15 protein-coding genes and 2 tRNA genes are annotated in these 16,852 nt (G+C 63.4%); 5 read left to right on the top strand and 12 right to left on the bottom strand.

The window, feature by feature from the left end; genetic code table 11:
- The first annotated feature begins 53 nt into the window (after nt 1–53).
- The 3 genes from SH602x_RS07180 to SH602x_RS07170 all read left to right on the top strand — a co-directional run bounded on the left by SH602x_RS07180 (nt 54) and on the right by SH602x_RS07170 (nt 959).
- Complete coding sequence (locus SH602x_RS07180; protein WP_479476135.1) at nt 54–344, top strand: hypothetical protein; 291 nt, start codon at nt 54–56, stop codon at nt 342–344.
- Between the two features lie 80 nt (nt 345–424).
- The gene (locus SH602x_RS07175; RefSeq protein ID WP_479476134.1) at nt 425–697 is read left to right on the top strand and encodes a BrnT family toxin; all 273 of its coding nucleotides are present in this window, start codon (nt 425–427) and stop codon (nt 695–697) included.
- Nucleotides 690–959 carry a hypothetical protein gene (locus tag SH602x_RS07170; RefSeq protein ID WP_479476133.1) on the top strand — a complete coding sequence of 90 codons (270 nt, stop codon included), beginning with the start codon at nt 690–692 and terminating at the stop codon, nt 957–959. Before SH602x_RS07175 ends, SH602x_RS07170 begins: the two co-directional genes overlap by 8 nt.
- A gap of 35 nt (nt 960–994) precedes the next feature.
- Here SH602x_RS07170 and SH602x_RS07165 read toward each other — a convergent pair whose 3' ends face one another.
- The 11 genes from SH602x_RS07165 to SH602x_RS07115 form a co-directional block, all read right to left on the bottom strand.
- Nucleotides 995–1,546, bottom strand: a complete 552-nt coding sequence (locus tag SH602x_RS07165; protein WP_479476132.1) for a hypothetical protein — start codon at nt 1,544–1,546, stop codon at nt 995–997.
- Entirely contained in the window at nt 1,543–4,221 is a 2,679-nt protein-coding gene (gene clpB, locus SH602x_RS07160; RefSeq protein WP_479476131.1) for an ATP-dependent chaperone ClpB, read from the bottom strand. Before clpB ends, SH602x_RS07165 begins: the two co-directional genes overlap by 4 nt.
- 134 nt (nt 4,222–4,355) lie before the next feature.
- Nucleotides 4,356–5,708: a histidine--tRNA ligase gene (hisS, locus tag SH602x_RS07155; RefSeq protein ID WP_479477098.1), complete on the bottom strand. Its 1,353-nt coding sequence runs from the start codon at nt 5,706–5,708 to the stop codon at nt 4,356–4,358.
- A gap of 120 nt (nt 5,709–5,828) precedes the next feature.
- The gene (locus tag SH602x_RS07150) at nt 5,829–6,305 is read right to left on the bottom strand and encodes a YkgJ family cysteine cluster protein (RefSeq protein WP_479476130.1); all 477 of its coding nucleotides are present in this window, start codon (nt 6,303–6,305) and stop codon (nt 5,829–5,831) included.
- Nucleotides 6,306–6,481: 176 nt separating this feature from the next.
- Nucleotides 6,482–8,107 carry a serine/threonine protein kinase gene (locus SH602x_RS07145; RefSeq protein ID WP_479476129.1) on the bottom strand — a complete coding sequence of 542 codons (1,626 nt, stop codon included), beginning with the start codon at nt 8,105–8,107 and terminating at the stop codon, nt 6,482–6,484.
- 79 nt (nt 8,108–8,186) lie between these two features.
- On the bottom strand, nt 8,187–8,561 hold the full coding sequence (locus SH602x_RS07140) for a hypothetical protein (protein WP_479476128.1): 375 nt from the start codon (nt 8,559–8,561) through the stop codon (nt 8,187–8,189).
- 240 nt (nt 8,562–8,801) lie between these two features.
- Nucleotides 8,802–8,874 (bottom strand) — tRNA-Phe (locus tag SH602x_RS07135).
- A gap of 169 nt (nt 8,875–9,043) precedes the next feature.
- Nucleotides 9,044–9,116, bottom strand: a tRNA-Lys gene (locus tag SH602x_RS07130).
- Between the two features lie 198 nt (nt 9,117–9,314).
- Nucleotides 9,315–9,866 carry a hypothetical protein gene (locus tag SH602x_RS07125; RefSeq protein ID WP_479476127.1) on the bottom strand — a complete coding sequence of 184 codons (552 nt, stop codon included), beginning with the start codon at nt 9,864–9,866 and terminating at the stop codon, nt 9,315–9,317.
- Nucleotides 9,867–10,260: 394 nt separating this feature from the next.
- Nucleotides 10,261–11,130, bottom strand: coding sequence for a DUF1571 domain-containing protein (locus SH602x_RS07120; RefSeq protein ID WP_479476126.1), 870 nt, complete (start codon nt 11,128–11,130; stop codon nt 10,261–10,263).
- Between the two features lie 227 nt (nt 11,131–11,357).
- Nucleotides 11,358–13,097: an ATP-binding protein gene (locus SH602x_RS07115; RefSeq protein ID WP_479476125.1), complete on the bottom strand. Its 1,740-nt coding sequence runs from the start codon at nt 13,095–13,097 to the stop codon at nt 11,358–11,360.
- 610 nt (nt 13,098–13,707) lie between these two features.
- On the opposite strand from SH602x_RS07115, the gene SH602x_RS07110 reads away from it, so the two are divergent.
- A complete protein-coding gene (locus SH602x_RS07110) occupies nt 13,708–14,358 on the top strand; it encodes an OmpH/Skp family outer membrane protein (RefSeq protein ID WP_479476124.1) in 651 nt (216 codons plus the stop codon).
- A 234-nt stretch (nt 14,359–14,592) separates the two neighbouring features.
- Nucleotides 14,593–15,483 carry a UDP-3-O-acyl-N-acetylglucosamine deacetylase gene (gene lpxC / locus SH602x_RS07105; protein WP_479476123.1) on the top strand — a complete coding sequence of 297 codons (891 nt, stop codon included), beginning with the start codon at nt 14,593–14,595 and terminating at the stop codon, nt 15,481–15,483.
- 22 nt (nt 15,484–15,505) lie between these two features.
- Here lpxC and SH602x_RS07100 read toward each other — a convergent pair whose 3' ends face one another.
- A complete protein-coding gene (locus SH602x_RS07100; RefSeq protein ID WP_479476122.1) occupies nt 15,506–16,726 on the bottom strand; it encodes a baeRF7 domain-containing protein in 1,221 nt (406 codons plus the stop codon).
- Nucleotides 16,727–16,852: the final 126 nt, after the last annotated feature.

Here is a 16,852-nt window from a genome sequence, read left to right as displayed (position 1 = left end):
CCTTCGATCCTCCGATACCGATCGATCACGTGCCGCCAAGGAGGAATGCAGGCATGCTTCGACTCTTTCGAGCGCTCGTTGCCGAGGGCCTGGGCCTGGGCGGACTCATCTGGGCCATGACGCTGTTTTCCGGCGCCGACGTCAAGTCGATCGACGCCCCCCGCTTCGGAACGGTTTCGTTCGAGTCGCAGGAAACCGTCACCCTGCGCAAGCCGGCGATTTACGCCTCGCTCGAACCGCCGGCGGAGCGGCAGTCCGAAATGCAGTTCGAATCGCCCGTCGCGTCGCAGGAATCGACGTTCTTTCGCGGGACGGATTCGCTGCTGGAACGCCCTCGTTATTGACGACGACGAAAATCGACGAGATCCGATTCACTCCGCGTTAGAATGAACGAAGCGACAAGCTTCGGCGCGGAGACCGTCGAGTGGATTTCGAGTGGGACGAACGTAAGGCGGCGTCGAACGCGTCCAAGCATGGAGTCACGTTCGACGAAGCGTCGACCGTCTTCTTCGATCCGCTTTCCGTGACGTTCGACGATCCGGACCATTCGCGCGACGAAGATCGTTTTCTGCGACTCGGAACTTCGACGCAGGGCGCCTACCTGATCGTCTCGTACGTGCATCGAACTGAAACGATTCGGATCATCAGCGCGCGGCGGATGACGCCCCGTGAAAGACGACGCTACGAAAATGAATGAACCGCTCGAAGACGATCTTCGTCCCGAATACGACGACGCCGTTCTCGGGACGGGCGTACGAGGCAAGCATCACGTCGACCCGGCGACGGCGCGCTACGTCGTTCGCATTCCGCTCGAACTGCGCCGAGCGTTTCCGACCGACGAAGACGTCGAGAACGCGCTGCAACTGGTCGTAAAGCTCCGAGCTCTGCTCGCGTCGTCCGCGACGCCCGGCGCTCCGACCGACCCCCGGGAGCCGGCAGTTCCTGGTCCGACGCGCTGACGCAGGAATCGCCGTACCTCCGCGGGACGGATTCGCTATTCGAGCGGTACCGTATCATCGGCGGGCTTCCGACTCTGGACGTAGAGCCAGAACGCGAACGCGAGAGCGCCGCCGAGCAGCAACTGCGTCGCGAGCGTTCCGATGACGAACGTGTTCCACGCGGCCGGGTCAGGAGGTTCATAGCGCATTCGCGGCGGAACCAGAGACCTCGATAGAAACGCTCCGGCGAACGCCGCGACAGGGACCGAAACGCCCGAGACGATCCAGCAGCGTATCCATCGGATGCCGCCGTTCGAACACGCGCGCAGCACGCCAGCCTGAGCCGACGCGATTCCGACAGCGCTCGCCGCCACCCCTGCCATCCATGGCGTTTCCTCGGTCCATGGCGCTCCGACCGCCATGAAGACGCCGAGGTACGCCAGGTACATTGCGACGAACGACGCCGCTCCCCATCCGGCGCTGATCAGGAGCGGGGCGAAGACCCTTCCTGGACGCGATCCGACGCTATCGATCTTGCCTCGTTCGTTTCCGAACGAGGCGTAGGGATTCGACTCGCGGATTTCGCTGTCGTCCTCGCTACGGATCACGTCGGTACGCTCGACACTTCCGATTCCCGCTCGAACGTGAACCCGCTCTCGTCGTGATCGACGATCAGCCGCGTGCCGGCGTCCATCTGCTGACGCAGGAGTTCGGTCGCGAGCGGGTTTTCGAGCCGCTGCTGGATCGACCGGCGGAGGGGCCGGGCGCCGTAGGTCGGGTCGTACCCTTCGCGTCCGATCGCGTCGCGAGCGGCAGGCGTCACGATGAGGTCGATGCCCTGGGTTCGAAGTCGCTTCGCCAGATTGTCGATCTGCAGGTCGACGATCCGCCGGATCTGATCGCGCTTCAAAGGCTTGAAGACGATCGTCTCGTCGATGCGGTTCAGGAACTCCGGCAGGAACCGTGCGCGGAGCGCCGTCTGGAGAGCCTGCCGGATCTCTTCGTCGCTGCCCCCCTCTTCGGTCACCTGCTGGATGGCCTGGCTTCCCACGTTGCTGGTCATCACGACCAGCGTGTTGGAGAAGTCGACCGTTCGGCCCTGACTGTCGGTCAGTCGACCGTCATCGAGAACCTGCAGCAGGATGTTGAAGACATCCTGGTGGGCCTTCTCCATCTCGTCGAGCAGAATCACGCAGTAGGGGCGCCGACGGACCGCTTCGGTCAGGCGACCCCCTTCTTCGTACCCGACGTAGCCGGGCGGGGCGCCGATCAGCCGGCTGACCGAGTGGCGCTCCATGTACTCGCTCATGTCGATGCGGACCATCGCCTGATCGTCGTCGAACAGGACCTCGGCCAGCGCCTTGCAGAGCTCCGTCTTGCCCACGCCGGTCGGTCCCAGAAACAGGAACGACCCCATCGGGCGGTGCGGATCCTGCAGGCCGCTGCGACTGCGACGGACCGCGTTCGAGACGGCGGCGACCGCTTCGTCCTGACCGACGACACGCTGGTGCAGGCGTTCCTCCATGACGAGCAGCTTCGCCCGTTCGGTTTCGAGCATCCGCGAGACCGGGATGCCGGTCCAAGCGCTGACGACCTCGGCGATCTCGTCCTCGGTCACTTCTTCGGACAGCAGGCGCTTCTTCTCGCCGTCCTGCGAAGCCTTCTCTTCGGAAGACTTCTCGAACGAAGCGATCCGTTGTTCGATTTCCTCGCGCTGCCGCTGGAGTTCGTAGAGCTGGCTGTATTCCGACTCCGTGACGCGCTCGCCCGAGGCAGCCCGTTCGCGGATCTTGTCGTACTGCCGTTCGTAGTCGGCGACGACCGCTTCGAGGTCTTTGCGCAGCGACTGCACGTCGGTCATGCCGAGTTTCTCGGCATCCCACTGCTCGCGCAGCGAAGCCAGCTCGCGTTCGAGCTTCTCCATCTCGTCCTGGACTTCTTCCAGGCGCTCGACGGCGGACTCTTCCGTCTCGTCGCGCAGCTGCCGCGCGGCCAGTTCAAGCTGCGTCAGGCGCCGCTGAACCTTGTCGATTTCCTCGGGCACGCTGTCCCGTTCCATCGCGATCTTGCTGGCCGCTTCGTCGACGAGGTCGATCGCCTTGTCGGGCAGGAAGCGGTCGGCGATGTAGCGATGCGACAGCTCGGCGGCGGCGACGAGCGCCGAATCCTTGATCTTCACGCCGTGGTGGGCCTCGTAGCGAGGCTTCAGCCCGCGGAGGATCGAGACGGTGTCCTCGACCGACGGTTCCCCGACGAAGACGGGCTGGAAGCGGCGTTCGAGCGCGGCGTCCTTCTCGATGTGCTGGCGATACTCGTCGAGCGTCGTCGCCCCGATGCAGCGCAGCTCGCCACGCGCGAGCGCGGGCTTGAGAAGCTGGGCCGCGTCGCTGCTCCCCTCGGTCTTGCCGGCGCCGACGACGGTGTGGAGCTCGTCGATGAACAGGATGATGCCGCCGTTCGACTCTTCCACTTCGCGCAGCACGGCCTTCAGGCGCTCCTCGAACTCGCCGCGGAACTTCGTCCCGGCGATGAGGGCGCCCATGTCGAGGGCGATCACCTTCTTGTTCTTCAGCGACTGCGGCACGTCGCCCTGGACGATCCGCTGGGCGAGCCCTTCGACGATGGCCGTCTTCCCGACGCCCGGTTCGCCGATGAGGACGGGGTTGTTCTTGGTCCTGCGCGAGAGCACCTGTACGACCCGGCGGATTTCGGCGTCGCGGCCGATCACCGGGTCGAGCTTCTTCTTCTCGGCCTTGGCGACCAGATCGACGCCGAATTTCTCGAGCGCCTGAAGCTTGTTTTCGGGGGTCTGGTCGGTCACACGCGAACTCCCGCGGATGGTCTTCAGCGTCTGGAGCACGTCATTCTCGCGGACGCCGTGCATTTCCAGTAGGCGTTTCGCGGGCGACTCGATCTTGGTGAGCGCGAGCAGCAGATGCTCCGTCGAAACGAACTCGTCCTTGAAGCGTTCTAGCTCCTTGGCCGACTGCTCGAGAATCTGCATCGTCTCGCGGTCGGGCTGCGGCGCCGTGCCTGACGACCCGATCCCGCCGGACGCCTTAGGCAGGCGCGCGAGCTCCCCTTCAAGCAGCGCCCTGAGCTTGTCGGCGGGAACGTTCAGCTTGTCGAGAATCGCCCGGGCGATGCCCTCCGAATCGGAGAGCAGGGCGAGCAGCAGGTGAGCGGACGTGATCTGCGGATTGCCCGCGTCCTGGGCGGCGGACTGTGCCGACGCGACGGCGGCCTGCGCCTTTTCCGTCAGTTTGTCGAAGCGAAAAGCCATGGAAGAACCTCCTTACGTCCGCGTACCCCTACCGGGGCTCTTGCGGCGCTTTACGTTGGATGCAGCATCCGACGGCGAGGTTGCGATCGGTCAATGATTTCGCAAGTTCCTGTAGGGCGCCTGCCCTACAGAAATCACGCGACGTACGTCTCCCGCAGCGCCGTCAGGATCGCGGAGACGAGGCCGGAGTAATTCTCGCCGAACGCGACATTGTCCTGTTGGCCCGTCAGCAGATCCTTGATTTGGCAGACGCCTTCGGCGAATTCGTTGCCGCCCGCGATCAGCGCCAAGCGGAAGCCCTTCCGGTCGGCGTATTTCAATTGCTGACCGACCTTTTTCGCCTCGGGATAGACCTCGCACCCGACCCCGTGATGCCGCAGGGCAGTCGCCATCGCGAAGTAATCGCAAAGCCGGCTGGCGTCGAACTGCGTAATCAGCACGGGCGCCGTGGTCTGGACCTTCTCCAGGAGCTTGAGTTCCTCCAGCGCCGCGAGCAGTCGGTCGAGACCGAGCGACGCGCCGATGCCGGGAAGTTGCTGCTTGGTGTAGAGCTCGGCGAGATTGTCGTAGCGCCCGCCCGAGCAGATGCTGCCGATCGCCGGCAGGTCGTCGAGCCGAGTTTCGAAGATCACGCCGGTGTAGTAGTCGAGTCCCCGGGCGATCGCGACGTCAAGTTCCATCCGCTCCGGCGCGACGCCGGCGGCCCGTGCGACCTTGAAGATCTCTTCCAGATTGGCGACGCCCGCCTCGCCGACTTCGCTGCCGGCGACTTCTTTGGCGACCAGCATCAGGCGACTTTCGACGTCGAGGCGTTCCGCCTTCTCCAGCAGGCAGAACCGCAGGACGCGCGCGGCGTCCTCGCCCGACAGGCCGACCTTGTCCTGAAGCTCGTTCGCGACGGCGTCGACGGTCATCTTGTCGAGCTTGTCGATGCAGCGAAGGACGTCAGCCGCGCGGTCGGCGACGCCCAACTTCGCCAGCACGCCGTTCAGGGCTCCGCGGTGGTTGATGCGGATCGTGAATCGTTCGAGGCCGATCGCACGCAGCAGTTCGTGAATGACGACGACGGTCTCCGCGTCGGCGGCGACGCTTTTCGTGCCGATCGTGTCGAAGTCGCACTGCATGAACTCGCGATAACGTCCGCGGTGGGTGTTTTCTCCCCTCCAGACCGTCGCCATGTGGTAGCGCTTGAAGGGCGTCCCGAGCGCGTCGATGTGCTGGGCCGCGAACCGCGCGAGGGGTACGGTCAGGTCGAACCGCATGCCGACGTCGCGACCGCCGTGATCCTGAAAGCGGTACATCAGGCGATCGGATTCGTCGCCCCCCTTGCCCTGCAGGATCTCCAGATACTCCAGCGCCGGCGTGTCGATCGGGGCGAAGCCGAACGAGCGATAGACCCGCTTCGCCGTTTCGATGATTCGCTCGCGCGGGATCATCTGCTCCGGCAGGAAGTCGCGAAAGCCCTTGAGCGTTCTCGGTTCGATCAGCATGCGGAGAAAACCGTCGTAGGTTCTGCGAACTTCGAAGTTCCAGGCGAGCGGAGGGCGTCAGCCGTCCGCGTCATCGCTTCTTGCGTACGCGTCGCGTCGGCGCTGCGAACGTTCGCGTCAGTTCAGAATCGGAAACGCGACCGGGCGCGGACTGCGGATGGCGTTGGAACTGGCGAGCGAGAAGCGGGCGTCGACGAACTCGTCCAGTTGCTCCGCGGTCTCGAAGTATTGCTCGTACGTCCAGTCGTCTTCGTACTCGCAGTCGTCGGTCGCGTACGCCCGGCAGATCTGCGGACGCGTCTCGTAGACGCCGCAGCGACCGTCGGATTGCAATTTCTTGCAGGCCGTGTGGACCATCAGGTACCAGACGCCGTCGTCGACGAAGAGCGTCGTCTCGCCATGCAGCAGGTACCAGCGGAGATAGTCGAAATCGCCCCGCTCCTCCGGCGTATCGATCGGCAGCGCGAAGTACCGGCAGCACTTGGCCGTGCAGAAATCGCACAGACAGGCGCCGGCCGGAATCTGTTCGCGGCGGGGCTTGAGCAGTCGGGGCTTCCGCAAGGCCAGCGTCCTTTCGCCGAGCGAGATCGTCATCGAATCGAGGCTTCGCCCGCTCCGGTCCGATTGTCAGTCGGAACGGACGAGAGCGGAGATTTTACCCTTGATCTATCGATCGCACACCGACTCAAAGGCCGCGGGACTGCTTTCGGCCTGAGTACATGCGGTTGTTGAGGACAGCGCACTCTTCGGCGATGAGGTCAGGTGCCCGATTACCACACGTGCCACTGAGTCCGAACTAAGTCCAGGAAGTGTTCGTAATCTTCGACCGCCCGTTGCAACTCGCTGTCTCGGCCATTGAACAAACCGGCGCCGGTCAGTGACGCCATCACGTGAGGCGATAACGACCGAAGGAAAGTCTTCCCAATGCCTTCTTCGTCAGAGACTTGGCGATCTCTCCAGATGAATGATCCTACCGGTCCCCACGCTCGATCCCGTTCTCGCCGACCGTCTCCAAAACTTTCGACAAGACCAGTGAAGTATTCAAAGCGATCGAATTCCTTCTGAAAGCTAGTCCGCAGCAGTGTAATCCCCGTCAACTTTGATGTCAGGACGTCGAGCACGCGATCAGAAACAGGCGTGTAGCGCTCGCTTGCACCACCGACTACATATTTGTTCCAGGCCTGTCTGCTGTTTGATTTCCAGCGATATACATGGCTGGCGAGCCTCGAGGCATTATTCATTTCCGTACGCTCGCAATCCCTTAGAAGCGTGCTCAGCGTGACGAATCCGGCGTTGTGAAATGCCGCGATTCCCACCGAGTAGATTGCGAGAAGGCTTGGATAGTTACGCAAGTCGATGAAGAGCTTGTTCCCGCTCCAGCTCTTTTCTTCCTCGTAGACGTTCGAGATTCCCTCGATACATTCTTTTATTAATTGCTGCTGTTGCTCGGTGCCCCAGAATCCCAAGACAGACAGCATAGGCAGGATTGGCGTCATCGTCTCTTCATAGTCTGCCACCCTCTTCAAGAAGTCGTCGTCCGTAAACTGACCTTGGACGCGAAAGCGATCACTGCGGAGCTCGTCACAAACACCGCGAAGCTGACGCATGACTAAACTTCGCAAGCTCGCCGGTCGCGACTGCTCTAGGTAGTCCTGGACTTCCTGAGCGATCGCCTCTGGAGTCACTACGTCAGCGTGGCGAGCAGCCGACGAGACGAGAGGTGGCGGCGATTGGCTATTCAACGCGGCACTGACGATTTCCCGCACTTCGGAGAGCGAAGCAGCGTTTTGGAGCGAAGCGTCCATTGAATTCAGCCGGACGCCCGACAGTCCGGCGCGACCCATCACCAGAACCGCCACGCGTCGACAGAAGTCGATGTCGCTGTTAATGGCGCCGTCGCGCGAAATCGTCGAGAGCCGCGCAAGGGTGACGTCCTTGTTTGCATCGATATCGATGATTTTCGGAGTGCAATCCGACAAGAGAATAATATTACCGGCGTGTAGATCCCCATGTGCTAGACCTCTCTTGTGCATGTGTTCGAGTCCGTCAAGAACACCGGCACAGATCCGCCTCGCCTCTTGCTCGCTAAACCGATCGCCGCCTATACGTGCGCCTAGCGTCTCACCTTCGAGCCACTCCATCACTGCTGCTGAAAGATTGTCACCGACATCTTTTATGGACACGGTCGTGACGAGATGGATCGTCACGATATTGGGATGCCCCGCTACGCGAGCAAGTGCTTTGGCATGAGCAACGGCGTCCGCGGCTCGCGGCCAGTCCGGTTTGATAATCTTGACGGCGACAATCCGGTCTACCGACTTCTGACGTGCTCGATAGATACGTCCGTACAAGCCGCTGTTGACGGCTTCGATAATTTCGATGTCCGATTCGTCCATTGCGTTCACGGCCCAGTAAAGTCGCACAACCGTTGTTCGGCCGAGCGTAAGTTACGAAGTTGACGCTCGCGCACAGGTCCTAGTCTCGCGTCTTCGCTTCGTGCGGAAACTCGATATCGTCGATTCGATTACGGAGGGCGTGGTACGCCTTGTCCCAGGCAGGGTCGCCGCTTGATTTCACGCCCGGGGTCTCAATACCGTAGATCTGGCACGTGTAGAGCGTGCAGAGCGGACGAAGATGGGGCGGGACGACGCAACCATGCTCGCCCAGAAAGGGGAGCGTCGCATGCCCCGTGTCGACCAGGTCGACGCCCCATTCCTCCTTGGCGTAGTGCCGGGCCGTCTCGCAGTATTCCCAGTGGCAGCAGGCCCAGGGGACGCGGCAGCGTCCGCACTCGGGCCGCGTCATTTCGGCCATCTCCTGCATCAGGGGGATGAGTTGCGGGTCTTTCATGGAACGATGTCGCGTCGGAGAGAGGAGGAGACTCTCTCGATCGCCGAGTCCCGCGGAAGACCCATTGTCGCAGACGATGGCCAATCGCGGGCGACCGCCGATCGCCGCGACGGAAGAAGCCGCGATATTTCGGCCCAGGCGAACTGCGACAGGCCGTTCGGAATGCCGAACTCTTTCCAATCCCGCGCCGGCGAGGCGCGGTCGAGCGTAAGCGACGCTCTCAGCAGAAATTACAGAAAGTGGTCAGGGGCGGGATCGAACCGCCGACACATGGATTTTCAGTCCATTGCTCTACCAACTGAGCTACCTGACCGTGCGGTCGCGACGCTCTTGGAGCGGCGCAACGACGGCAGCTCGCGAACGGGGTTCGCCACGCCACGGGTCGCGCCCGAAGGCGGAAACGGAGGCGAAGCTGTCGCTCGCGGAGCGAAATCTTAATAGCCGAATCGCCCGGGGGGAAGGGGATCGGAACGCGTCGCAAGTGAGGGCGCCGGGGCTTGAACCCGGGACCCACGGATTAAAAGTCCGTTGCTCTACCGACTGAGCTACGCCCTCGCTGTTCCGGCCCTCGTCCTGTCGGAATGGCGGCATGCCCGACGAGTTCCAGACGAACGGTTAAGGATACCCCCTGACGGCCCCCGGGCAAAGCCGCCCAGACTCGGAGAGGGCAGGAGCGGAACAGGTTCGGGCGATTCGATTCCGGACCCGGGATGGGGGCGAAAACGGCTGACTTCGACAGGCGACGGGGCTCTTTCAGCGCGACCAGCCGGCCGAGCGGGCCTGGATCGGACCGCGGCGGATCATGGCTCGCGAATCGGTCCGTTCCGTCGGTTCGATCGCCGGCGGCATTCCCAGCGAAGGATCCCGCGCCGGCTTCTTCGTCGACGACTGGGGCGGGGGCGGGACAGGATCGGAATCCGCCGGCAGGGCCGGCTGAGCCGTGTCCACGATGACGGTCTCGTCGGAAGGATCCCAGAGCCATTCGGGAAGCGAATTCGTGCCGTAGGACGCGTCGTACTGTCCCCGGTCGGGATAGCCGCCCGGCATCAGCCCGTCGGGCCGTCCGCCGGCGTGTGCGAGTGCGTGTCCGCGATGTCCGTGTGCAGACGCGCCATGGCCTTGCGACCCGAGCGAGGTCGACCCGGGCAGATGCGGGCCGCCGGTCCGCGGAGGAGCGTGGTAGCCGTCTCCCCAGCCGAGGCCCCAGAACCGATTCGACCACTGTCCGCCGTCAGCCAGCAGCGGCGCTGCCGACGCGAGCGTCAGAATCGCGACGGACGCGGACTTCCTCAGGCGGATCTTCATGGCGACTCTTTTCGGGCACGCGAAGCTGAACGACGCGGTGGCAACCTCTCACTGACGTTCGATATCGGCGCCAGCGCCAGCCAGTACGGAGCGACAGCGACCGCCGATACGGCGATTCGAGGAAACTCGCGTCGAACGCGCGACGTGCGAAAAGAGCGACGCAAAATCGTGTGGCGCACGCATTTCCCGTCGCTCCGGTTGCGACAGATAGGGCGTGTCGCTTCGACGTTGGGCGAAGTCGACCGATGGACACGGAGGGCTGACACCCTCCGCTCGCCAGGGAACGTAGTCCCGCGGAAGTTCGAAACGCTCGCGCAGATACGAAAACAGCCGGTCGCGTCGTAACGCGCCGGCTGTCGAATTCTTCTGACCGTCGTACCGCGAGGAGACTCGCTCAGGGGTACTCGTACGCCTCGTTGTCCGGATTGAAGTCCTGGTCGGTGAGGCCGACGTTGAACTTCAGATCGGTGTAGGTGTACTCCTCTTCGAGCTGCGCCTTGCCGCCCTGTTCCTTCGGCCAGCTATAGGCGGCGTACCGGATCGGGACGCGATACTCGTCGTCGATGAAGATCTGGGCGATGTGGAAGTCGAAGTAAGGACGCTCGACTGGGTGCGTCACCTGGAGAACGGTGCAGACGCGGTCGTTGATCTTGGCGTTCTTGAAGAACTTGACCTCGCACTCGTCGCGATTGCGGTCGCGTTCGCCCTTCTCGATCAGCTTGACGACCAGGTTTTCGATGCCCGCGTCGGTGATGGGATAGCGGTTGCCCGACATCGCCAGCCAGCCGTTCGGGTCGAGGTTGGCCCGCACGAGGCCCTTCCACCCGGTTTCGTGGGCGACGAGGTAGTTGTTGTTCTGACCCTCGACGTAGATCACTTCCCGCCCGGCGACTGCCTGAGGCTTCAGGAACTTCAGGTAGATGCTGAAGGGGGTCGTGATCTTGCCTTCCTGGACCCGACGATTGCGGATCTTGAACGACATGAACTCCTGCTCGGTGAGCGCGCCGTCGACGCGCTCCCGCTTGACCATCACGCCCGTGTAGTCGTTCATCGACTCGCGGACCTGCTTCAGACCGTCGTAGGCGATCTGAAGCGCCGGATCGAGAGGATGCGCGGGCGGAGCTTCGGCGCCGGCATCCGACTTGGAAAGCCGGAAGACCGGCTCCTGCAGATCGGTGCGGGGAAGCTTTTCCTGAGCGACGGCGATCGAGCCGAACGCAGCCAGACCGACGACGGCCCAGCGATAGCATGAAAGCGCCTTCATGCCTTGGGACTCCTTTCGTAAGGCACACGCGGATAAGTGGGGAGCGCCGGAACGCTTCATGCGCCGGCGGCATCTCCGCTCTCTTCGTTATCGCGTTCGGCGGCGACTCGAATTGAGCCGAGTTCCCGATTCCGGTCGGTTCTTGTCCCGATCCGATCGGAACAATCGGCGCGACCGATCCCGCGCGCTGATGGGAAAGCTACTGAAAACGGGCCCGCAAGGCCAGTTCAGTTCGTCCGGCCGGTGAGCGTCTCTCCGACCTCTCCCGAGGTCGAGGGAGCTTCGACGACGGCGGGGATCTCGAAAATGAAGGAGCTGCCCGATCCGACGTCGCTCTGCACGACGATCCGCCCGCCATGCTCGTGCGCGATCTTCTGGCTGACCGGCAGGCCGAGCCCGGTGCCGCGAGAGCCCTTGTTCGACTCGAAGATCGAGAAGATTCGCTTGATGTCTTCGGGCGCGATGCCTTCGCCGTCGTCCTTCACGATCACGCGCAGTCGCGGCGGGTCTTCGACCTTTTCGACCAGCGTATCGACCCGACCCCCGTCGCTTTCGCGGCAGGCGTCGATGGCGTTGGTGACCAGGTTCAGGATGGCCCGATGAACGGCCTCGGCATCGAAGAGGTGCTTTCCGAGTCCGGGAGCGGGCTGGAAGGTGAGGACGACGTTGAAATCGTTCGCCCGGGCCTGCATCAGCTCCACGACATCGGCGACCGCCTGGTTGAGGTCGCCCGGGGTCCGTTCCGGCTCGCGTTCCTTGCTGTAGGAGAGCATGTCGAGGACGAGACCGGAGATGCGATCCTGGTTCCGTTCGACGAACTCCCAGCCCTTGCGGATTTCGTCGAAGGACTGCCTCTTGAGGCCCTCCTGAATCAGGTAGCTGCCGCCGCTGATTCCCTGGAGGATGTTCTTGACGTGATGCGACAGGACGGCAACGGTCTGACCGATCGCGGCGAGACGCTCCGACTGCACCATCGCGGAGTAGAACGAGGAATCCTCGACCGCGAGCGCGGCCTGATGTCCGATCGCGACGGTCAGCTTCAGGTGGTCCTCGGAGAACTTCGACGAGGGGCGCTGGAGGATTTTCCCGGGCGAGACGAAGGTGTCGATGTAGATGACGCCGACGATGCCGTAGCGCCCCTGCATGGGGACGCAGATGGCCTCGTGGACGGCCTGCTGGAGGATGCTCGCCCCCGCCTCCCAGCGCGAATCTTCCTGCGCGTCCGAGGTGAGGATCCCCTCCTTCTTCTCGAGCACGTAATCGAGGATCGTGCGACTGATCTCGAACTTGTCCTGACGTCCTTCGCCCTGGCGGGTGCGAACGGCGCGGGGCCGGATCCCTTCGCCGTCGGGATCGAGCAGCAGGATGCAGCCCCGGTCGCATTCGACCCATTCGAAGATCAGTCCGAGGATCTTGTCCAGCAACTGGTCGACGTCGAGCGTGTGACTCACCGCCATCGCGGTGAGGTACATGACCTGCAGGTCGCCGCGCAGTCGGGCGAGAAACGGATTTCGCGACGCTTCGACTTCCCGTGCGGAGACGATGCGGGAGCCTTCGTCGCGGGTCACCGAATGAAGGATGCGGGAGCCGTCGCTTTGTTCGGAGATGACCGCGCTCGAGCGATCGGCGGCGACGATGTCGACCTTGGGGAGAGGCGCTCGCCCGGCCGAGGCGACGTTATGCGTGAACAGCAGGAGCGTGCGACCGAGCTGGATGTGATCGCCGTTCTTCAGGTCCCGCCTGGTCGTTTTCTTCTGATTGACCAGGCAGCCGTTCGCGCTTTCCAGGTCGACGAGGACGTAATCGCTTCCCTGACGCCGGACCTCCGCATGTCGGCGGGAGACTTCGGAGTCGTGGATCTGGACGCGGTTTCCCGCGTCGCGACCGATGGTGGTCACGTCTTGGGAAAGCTCGAAGATCTTTCCCTGGTCGTTGCCGCGCGCCACCCAGAGCGTCGCCGTTCCCACCGAATCTCTCCGTCCTTGATGCCTCGCCCGCGTTCGCGGCACGTTTTCCGAACGCGTATCGCATCGGCCGAGCTTACCGCAATGATCGCGGGTCCCGATGCGAACCGCCGTCAGTATATCCGCAAGACGTCGCGCGGACGCTCAGGCGAACCGGGCGCCCGATTCTTCTAAAACTTCTTCCGAACCGTCCTGCATCGCGTCGCGTAGAGGCTCGATTGGGGATGTTCGAGGCTGCCTCGATCGCGCCGGAAAAATCGGAAGAATCGCTACTTCCGGACGCGAGGCGGGGACGACGAGAGCCGATAGGAAAGTACGCGTCTCGATCGGCAGCCTCACGGCGGCCAGATCCGAGGCTCCGCCGCTCGCGCGGGGACCCCTGACAAGAAACTGATCTTTACGCCGCCGCCGGACGCGGGCCAGAATGCGTCTGACGTGCGAAATCCGGTCGAAACGATTCGCTGAAGCAGCGGTCGTTTCGGCAGGGGAGAAGCGGATCGGGGACGAACGAACGTTCGCACCCGGGGCCTTCTCTCGACGGCCAACGCCAAGAGAAATGCAGGGATCCGCAAGGAGCTGGATCTCTTTCCGAACGTCGCAAAGGAGTGCGAAAGTGAAGTTCTCGCGTACCGGTTGGTTCTGCGTCGCGGCCGCTTGTTGTGCGACGTTCGGCGGGCTCTCGACCGCCAGCGCTCAGGCCCCGGCGACGGCTGCTGCCGCGCCCGCCGCGCCGAAGCAGGTCGTCGTCATCGACATCGCCAAGGTCTTCAAAGAGTTCAAGGCGTTCAACGGCCAGATGGAGTCGATGAAGGCCGAGGTCGACGCTTATGAGGAATACCTCAAGGGCAAGCAGGTCGAGCTGCAGGCCCTCGTCGAGGAGCGGGGCAAGTTCACCGCGAACTCGGACGAGTACAAGGCGAAGGATCAGCAGATCCTGCAGATCCAGTCGCAGACCTCGGTCGAAGCGACCACCAAGCGGAAGGAGTTCATGGAGAAGGAGGCGCAGATCTACTACTCCCACTACCTGATCATCCTCCGCACGATCGACGATTTCGCTGCCCGCAACGGCATCACGCTGGTGCTGCGGTACAACAGCGAACCGATCGATCCGCTGAACCGCCAGTCGATTCAGCAGGGCGTCAACAACGCGATCGTGTTCCAGCGTTCCTGCGACATCACGAACTTCGTGATCAAGACGCTGAACCCGCAGACCCCGGCGTCGACCGCGCAGGGCACCGTCATTCCGGGCGGCGTTCCTCGCTGAACGAGTAGCCTTCGGCTCTCGGCGGCGATCGGAGACTTTCCGATCGCCTGACAGGAACTAGGACCGCGGCGTCGCTTGCTGAGCGATGCCGGGTCCCTGGTGCGATCGCAGTCGTTCCTCCGAACGACGCCCCCGCTCGCCGCGGGCTCTCGTCGATCGCATCGAAGTCGGAACGCAAGCGGGTTGGCGTTCGACGTCCGATTCAGGTTCCGGCTTGCCAGAAAGCGGACTTCCGTGCTTGATCCGCCTCGCAGACAGCAGACGATCGCCGCCCCCGCATGCGTCGAGGGGGTCGGTTACTGGACCGGGGCGCCGGTTCGCGTGACCCTGTGTCCCGCTGCCGAGAATACCGGCATTCGCTTCGTCCGGACCGACCTGCCTGGTCGACCGGAGATCCCGGCGCTCGTGGAACACCGGATCGAAGCGCTCAGGCGAAGCAACCTCCGCTTCGGCGGCGCCGAGATCCAGATGGTGGAGCATGTCCTCGCGGCGCTCGCGGGACTCGGCATCGACAACTGCCGCGTGGAAGCGACCTCCGCGGAGCTTCCCGGACTCGACGGCTCTTCGGCAGCTTACGTCCAGGCGATCCTCGACGCCGGCGTGACGCTGCAGCGATCGTTCGTTCGCCCGCTGGTCGTTCAAGAGACGGTTCGGGTCGGCGACGGCGACGCGTGGGTCGAAGCCCGCCCCTGCGACGACGATCAGTTCGCGCTCGACTACATGCTGGAGTTCGAGCCAGGACATCCCATCCCGGACCAGTCGTTCTCCATCCGCCTGACGCCGCACCGGTTCGCTTTGCGTCTGGCCGCAGCAAGGACGTTCGTGACGGAAGACGAGGCGCGGCAACTGCACGCCGCCGGGGTCGCGCGTCACGTCTCGACGAGCGATCTGCTCGTGTACGGTCCGAACGGTCCGATCGAGAACCGTCTGCGTTACGAAGACGAGTGCGTCCGTCACAAGACGCTCGACCTGATCGGCGACCTGGCGCTGTGCGGTCGTCCGATCTGCGGCTCGATCGTCGCCTATCGCAGCGGTCACCGTCTGAACGCCGCGCTCGCGACGGAACTTCTGCGTGCCAGCGCGGTCCAGCAGGAGCGCCGCTGCGGCGTTCGTCTCTCGGCGTAACGCCGCCTGCTCGCTCGCACGTTCAACTCTTGCGCGAGCGATCCGAACCTGGCGCTCCCGCCATGACGCTCGACAGCGAGTAGCGAAGCAGCGCTCCCGCAGGGCGGTCGTCCTCCAGAATCTCGCCGTCGACGGTGAAGACGCGACCGCCGTTGAGCAGCGTTCGCGACGCGAGCAAATCGTAGAGATCTTCCGCCTGGGCATCGTCGGGCGCCGAGTCCTCGAACCGTTCGCCGTCGAAGCGACCCCAGCGTTCTGCGTCGTCACGCAGCAGCAGCACGTCGATCTGACCTCGCTCCGCCGCCGCCAGCATCGTCTCGGGATCGTCCGTCGTGAGATCGGTGGCGATGCGGTCGAGATACCGTTCGCCCGCGGCGCGTCGGTCCTCGTCGAAGATGGGTTCGACCAGTTCCCAGGCCGCCGCGTGCAACTGGCTGGCGTTCAGCAGGTCTGGATTGCCGGGGACGCATTCGCCCACGAGAGCCGCGTAGTGGGAGGTCTCCTTGAAGATCGGGAAGAGATATTCGACCCCTGCGAAGACGAGGGGAAAGCGTTCGACGCCGAAGTAGTCCGACAGCCGGCGATCGATCTCGCGGAAGAACTCCACGATTTCGTTTTCCTTCCGCACGTCGAGATCCGACCCGCCCTGGCCGTTGAAGATGCCGGCCCGCTGGCCTGTCGATTGCGACTGGTGAAAGTCCAGATGCTGGCGGTACTCGTCGATGTTCAGCGCGGTGACGAGATCCGTCGGAAGGCCTTCGGGATGAAGTTCCCGTGCTTCGGCTTCGTCGGCGTCGAACAGCCGTACGGAGTTCATGCTCACGGCGAGGATGTAGAAGCGTCCCTCGCGTTCCGTCGATTGCAGCATCGGTCGCAGATGGAAACGCTTGCCGACGACGAGGCGTTCCTGGAACGGACGCGAAGAGTTGAAGACCTCCACCTCCCCGTTCGCGGCGAAGATCGCGAGTCCTTCCTGGGGGTGACTCCACGAACTGTCGGCGATCACTCGTTCGCGGAGGCTGCCGCCGAAGGTGCGGCGGATTTCGTCAGGCGACCGACCGAGACCGGACAGCCGTCGCTCCGCCTCATCGACGACGTTCGCAAGGCGAATTCGGTTTTGATCGATCTCGCGACCGGCTCGTACAGTCGGCATGTAGATCGAGACGCAGTCCCCGGCGGACGTGGCGGACGCCGCGGATGCATCGAGCAGGCGGCGAAAGTCGGAAGAAGCGAAACGCGTCATGGTCAGAGTCCTTTCGTTTATCGCGGTAACAGATCGGCGGCGTTCGTCAGCGTCGGGATACTCAGGGCGCTGAACCACCCGTTGCGGAGGGGGAGAGGTGCAAACCCTGTTCCGCTGTTCCGATCC

The sequence above is a fragment of the Lignipirellula cremea genome, assembly GCF_056501455.1.
This window is presented reverse-complemented; position numbering and strand designations above follow the sequence as displayed.

Coding starts and splice junctions, on each gene's coding strand:
- SH602x_RS07180 (WP_479476135.1), top strand. CDS start 54: ATGCTTCGACTCTTTCGAGCGCTCGTTGCCGAGGGCCTGGGCCTGGGC.
- SH602x_RS07170 (WP_479476133.1), top strand. CDS start 690: ATGAATGAACCGCTCGAAGACGATCTTCGTCCCGAATACGACGACGCC.
- clpB (WP_479476131.1), bottom strand. CDS start 4,221: ATGGCTTTTCGCTTCGACAAACTGACGGAAAAGGCGCAGGCCGCCGTC.
- SH602x_RS07150 (WP_479476130.1), bottom strand. CDS start 6,305: ATGACGATCTCGCTCGGCGAAAGGACGCTGGCCTTGCGGAAGCCCCGA.
- SH602x_RS07145 (WP_479476129.1), bottom strand. CDS start 8,107: ATGGACGAATCGGACATCGAAATTATCGAAGCCGTCAACAGCGGCTTG.
- SH602x_RS07140 (WP_479476128.1), bottom strand. CDS start 8,561: ATGAAAGACCCGCAACTCATCCCCCTGATGCAGGAGATGGCCGAAATG.
- SH602x_RS07125 (WP_479476127.1), bottom strand. CDS start 9,866: ATGAAGATCCGCCTGAGGAAGTCCGCGTCCGTCGCGATTCTGACGCTC.
- SH602x_RS07120 (WP_479476126.1), bottom strand. CDS start 11,130: ATGAAGGCGCTTTCATGCTATCGCTGGGCCGTCGTCGGTCTGGCTGCG.
- SH602x_RS07100 (WP_479476122.1), bottom strand. CDS start 16,726: ATGACGCGTTTCGCTTCTTCCGACTTTCGCCGCCTGCTCGATGCATCC.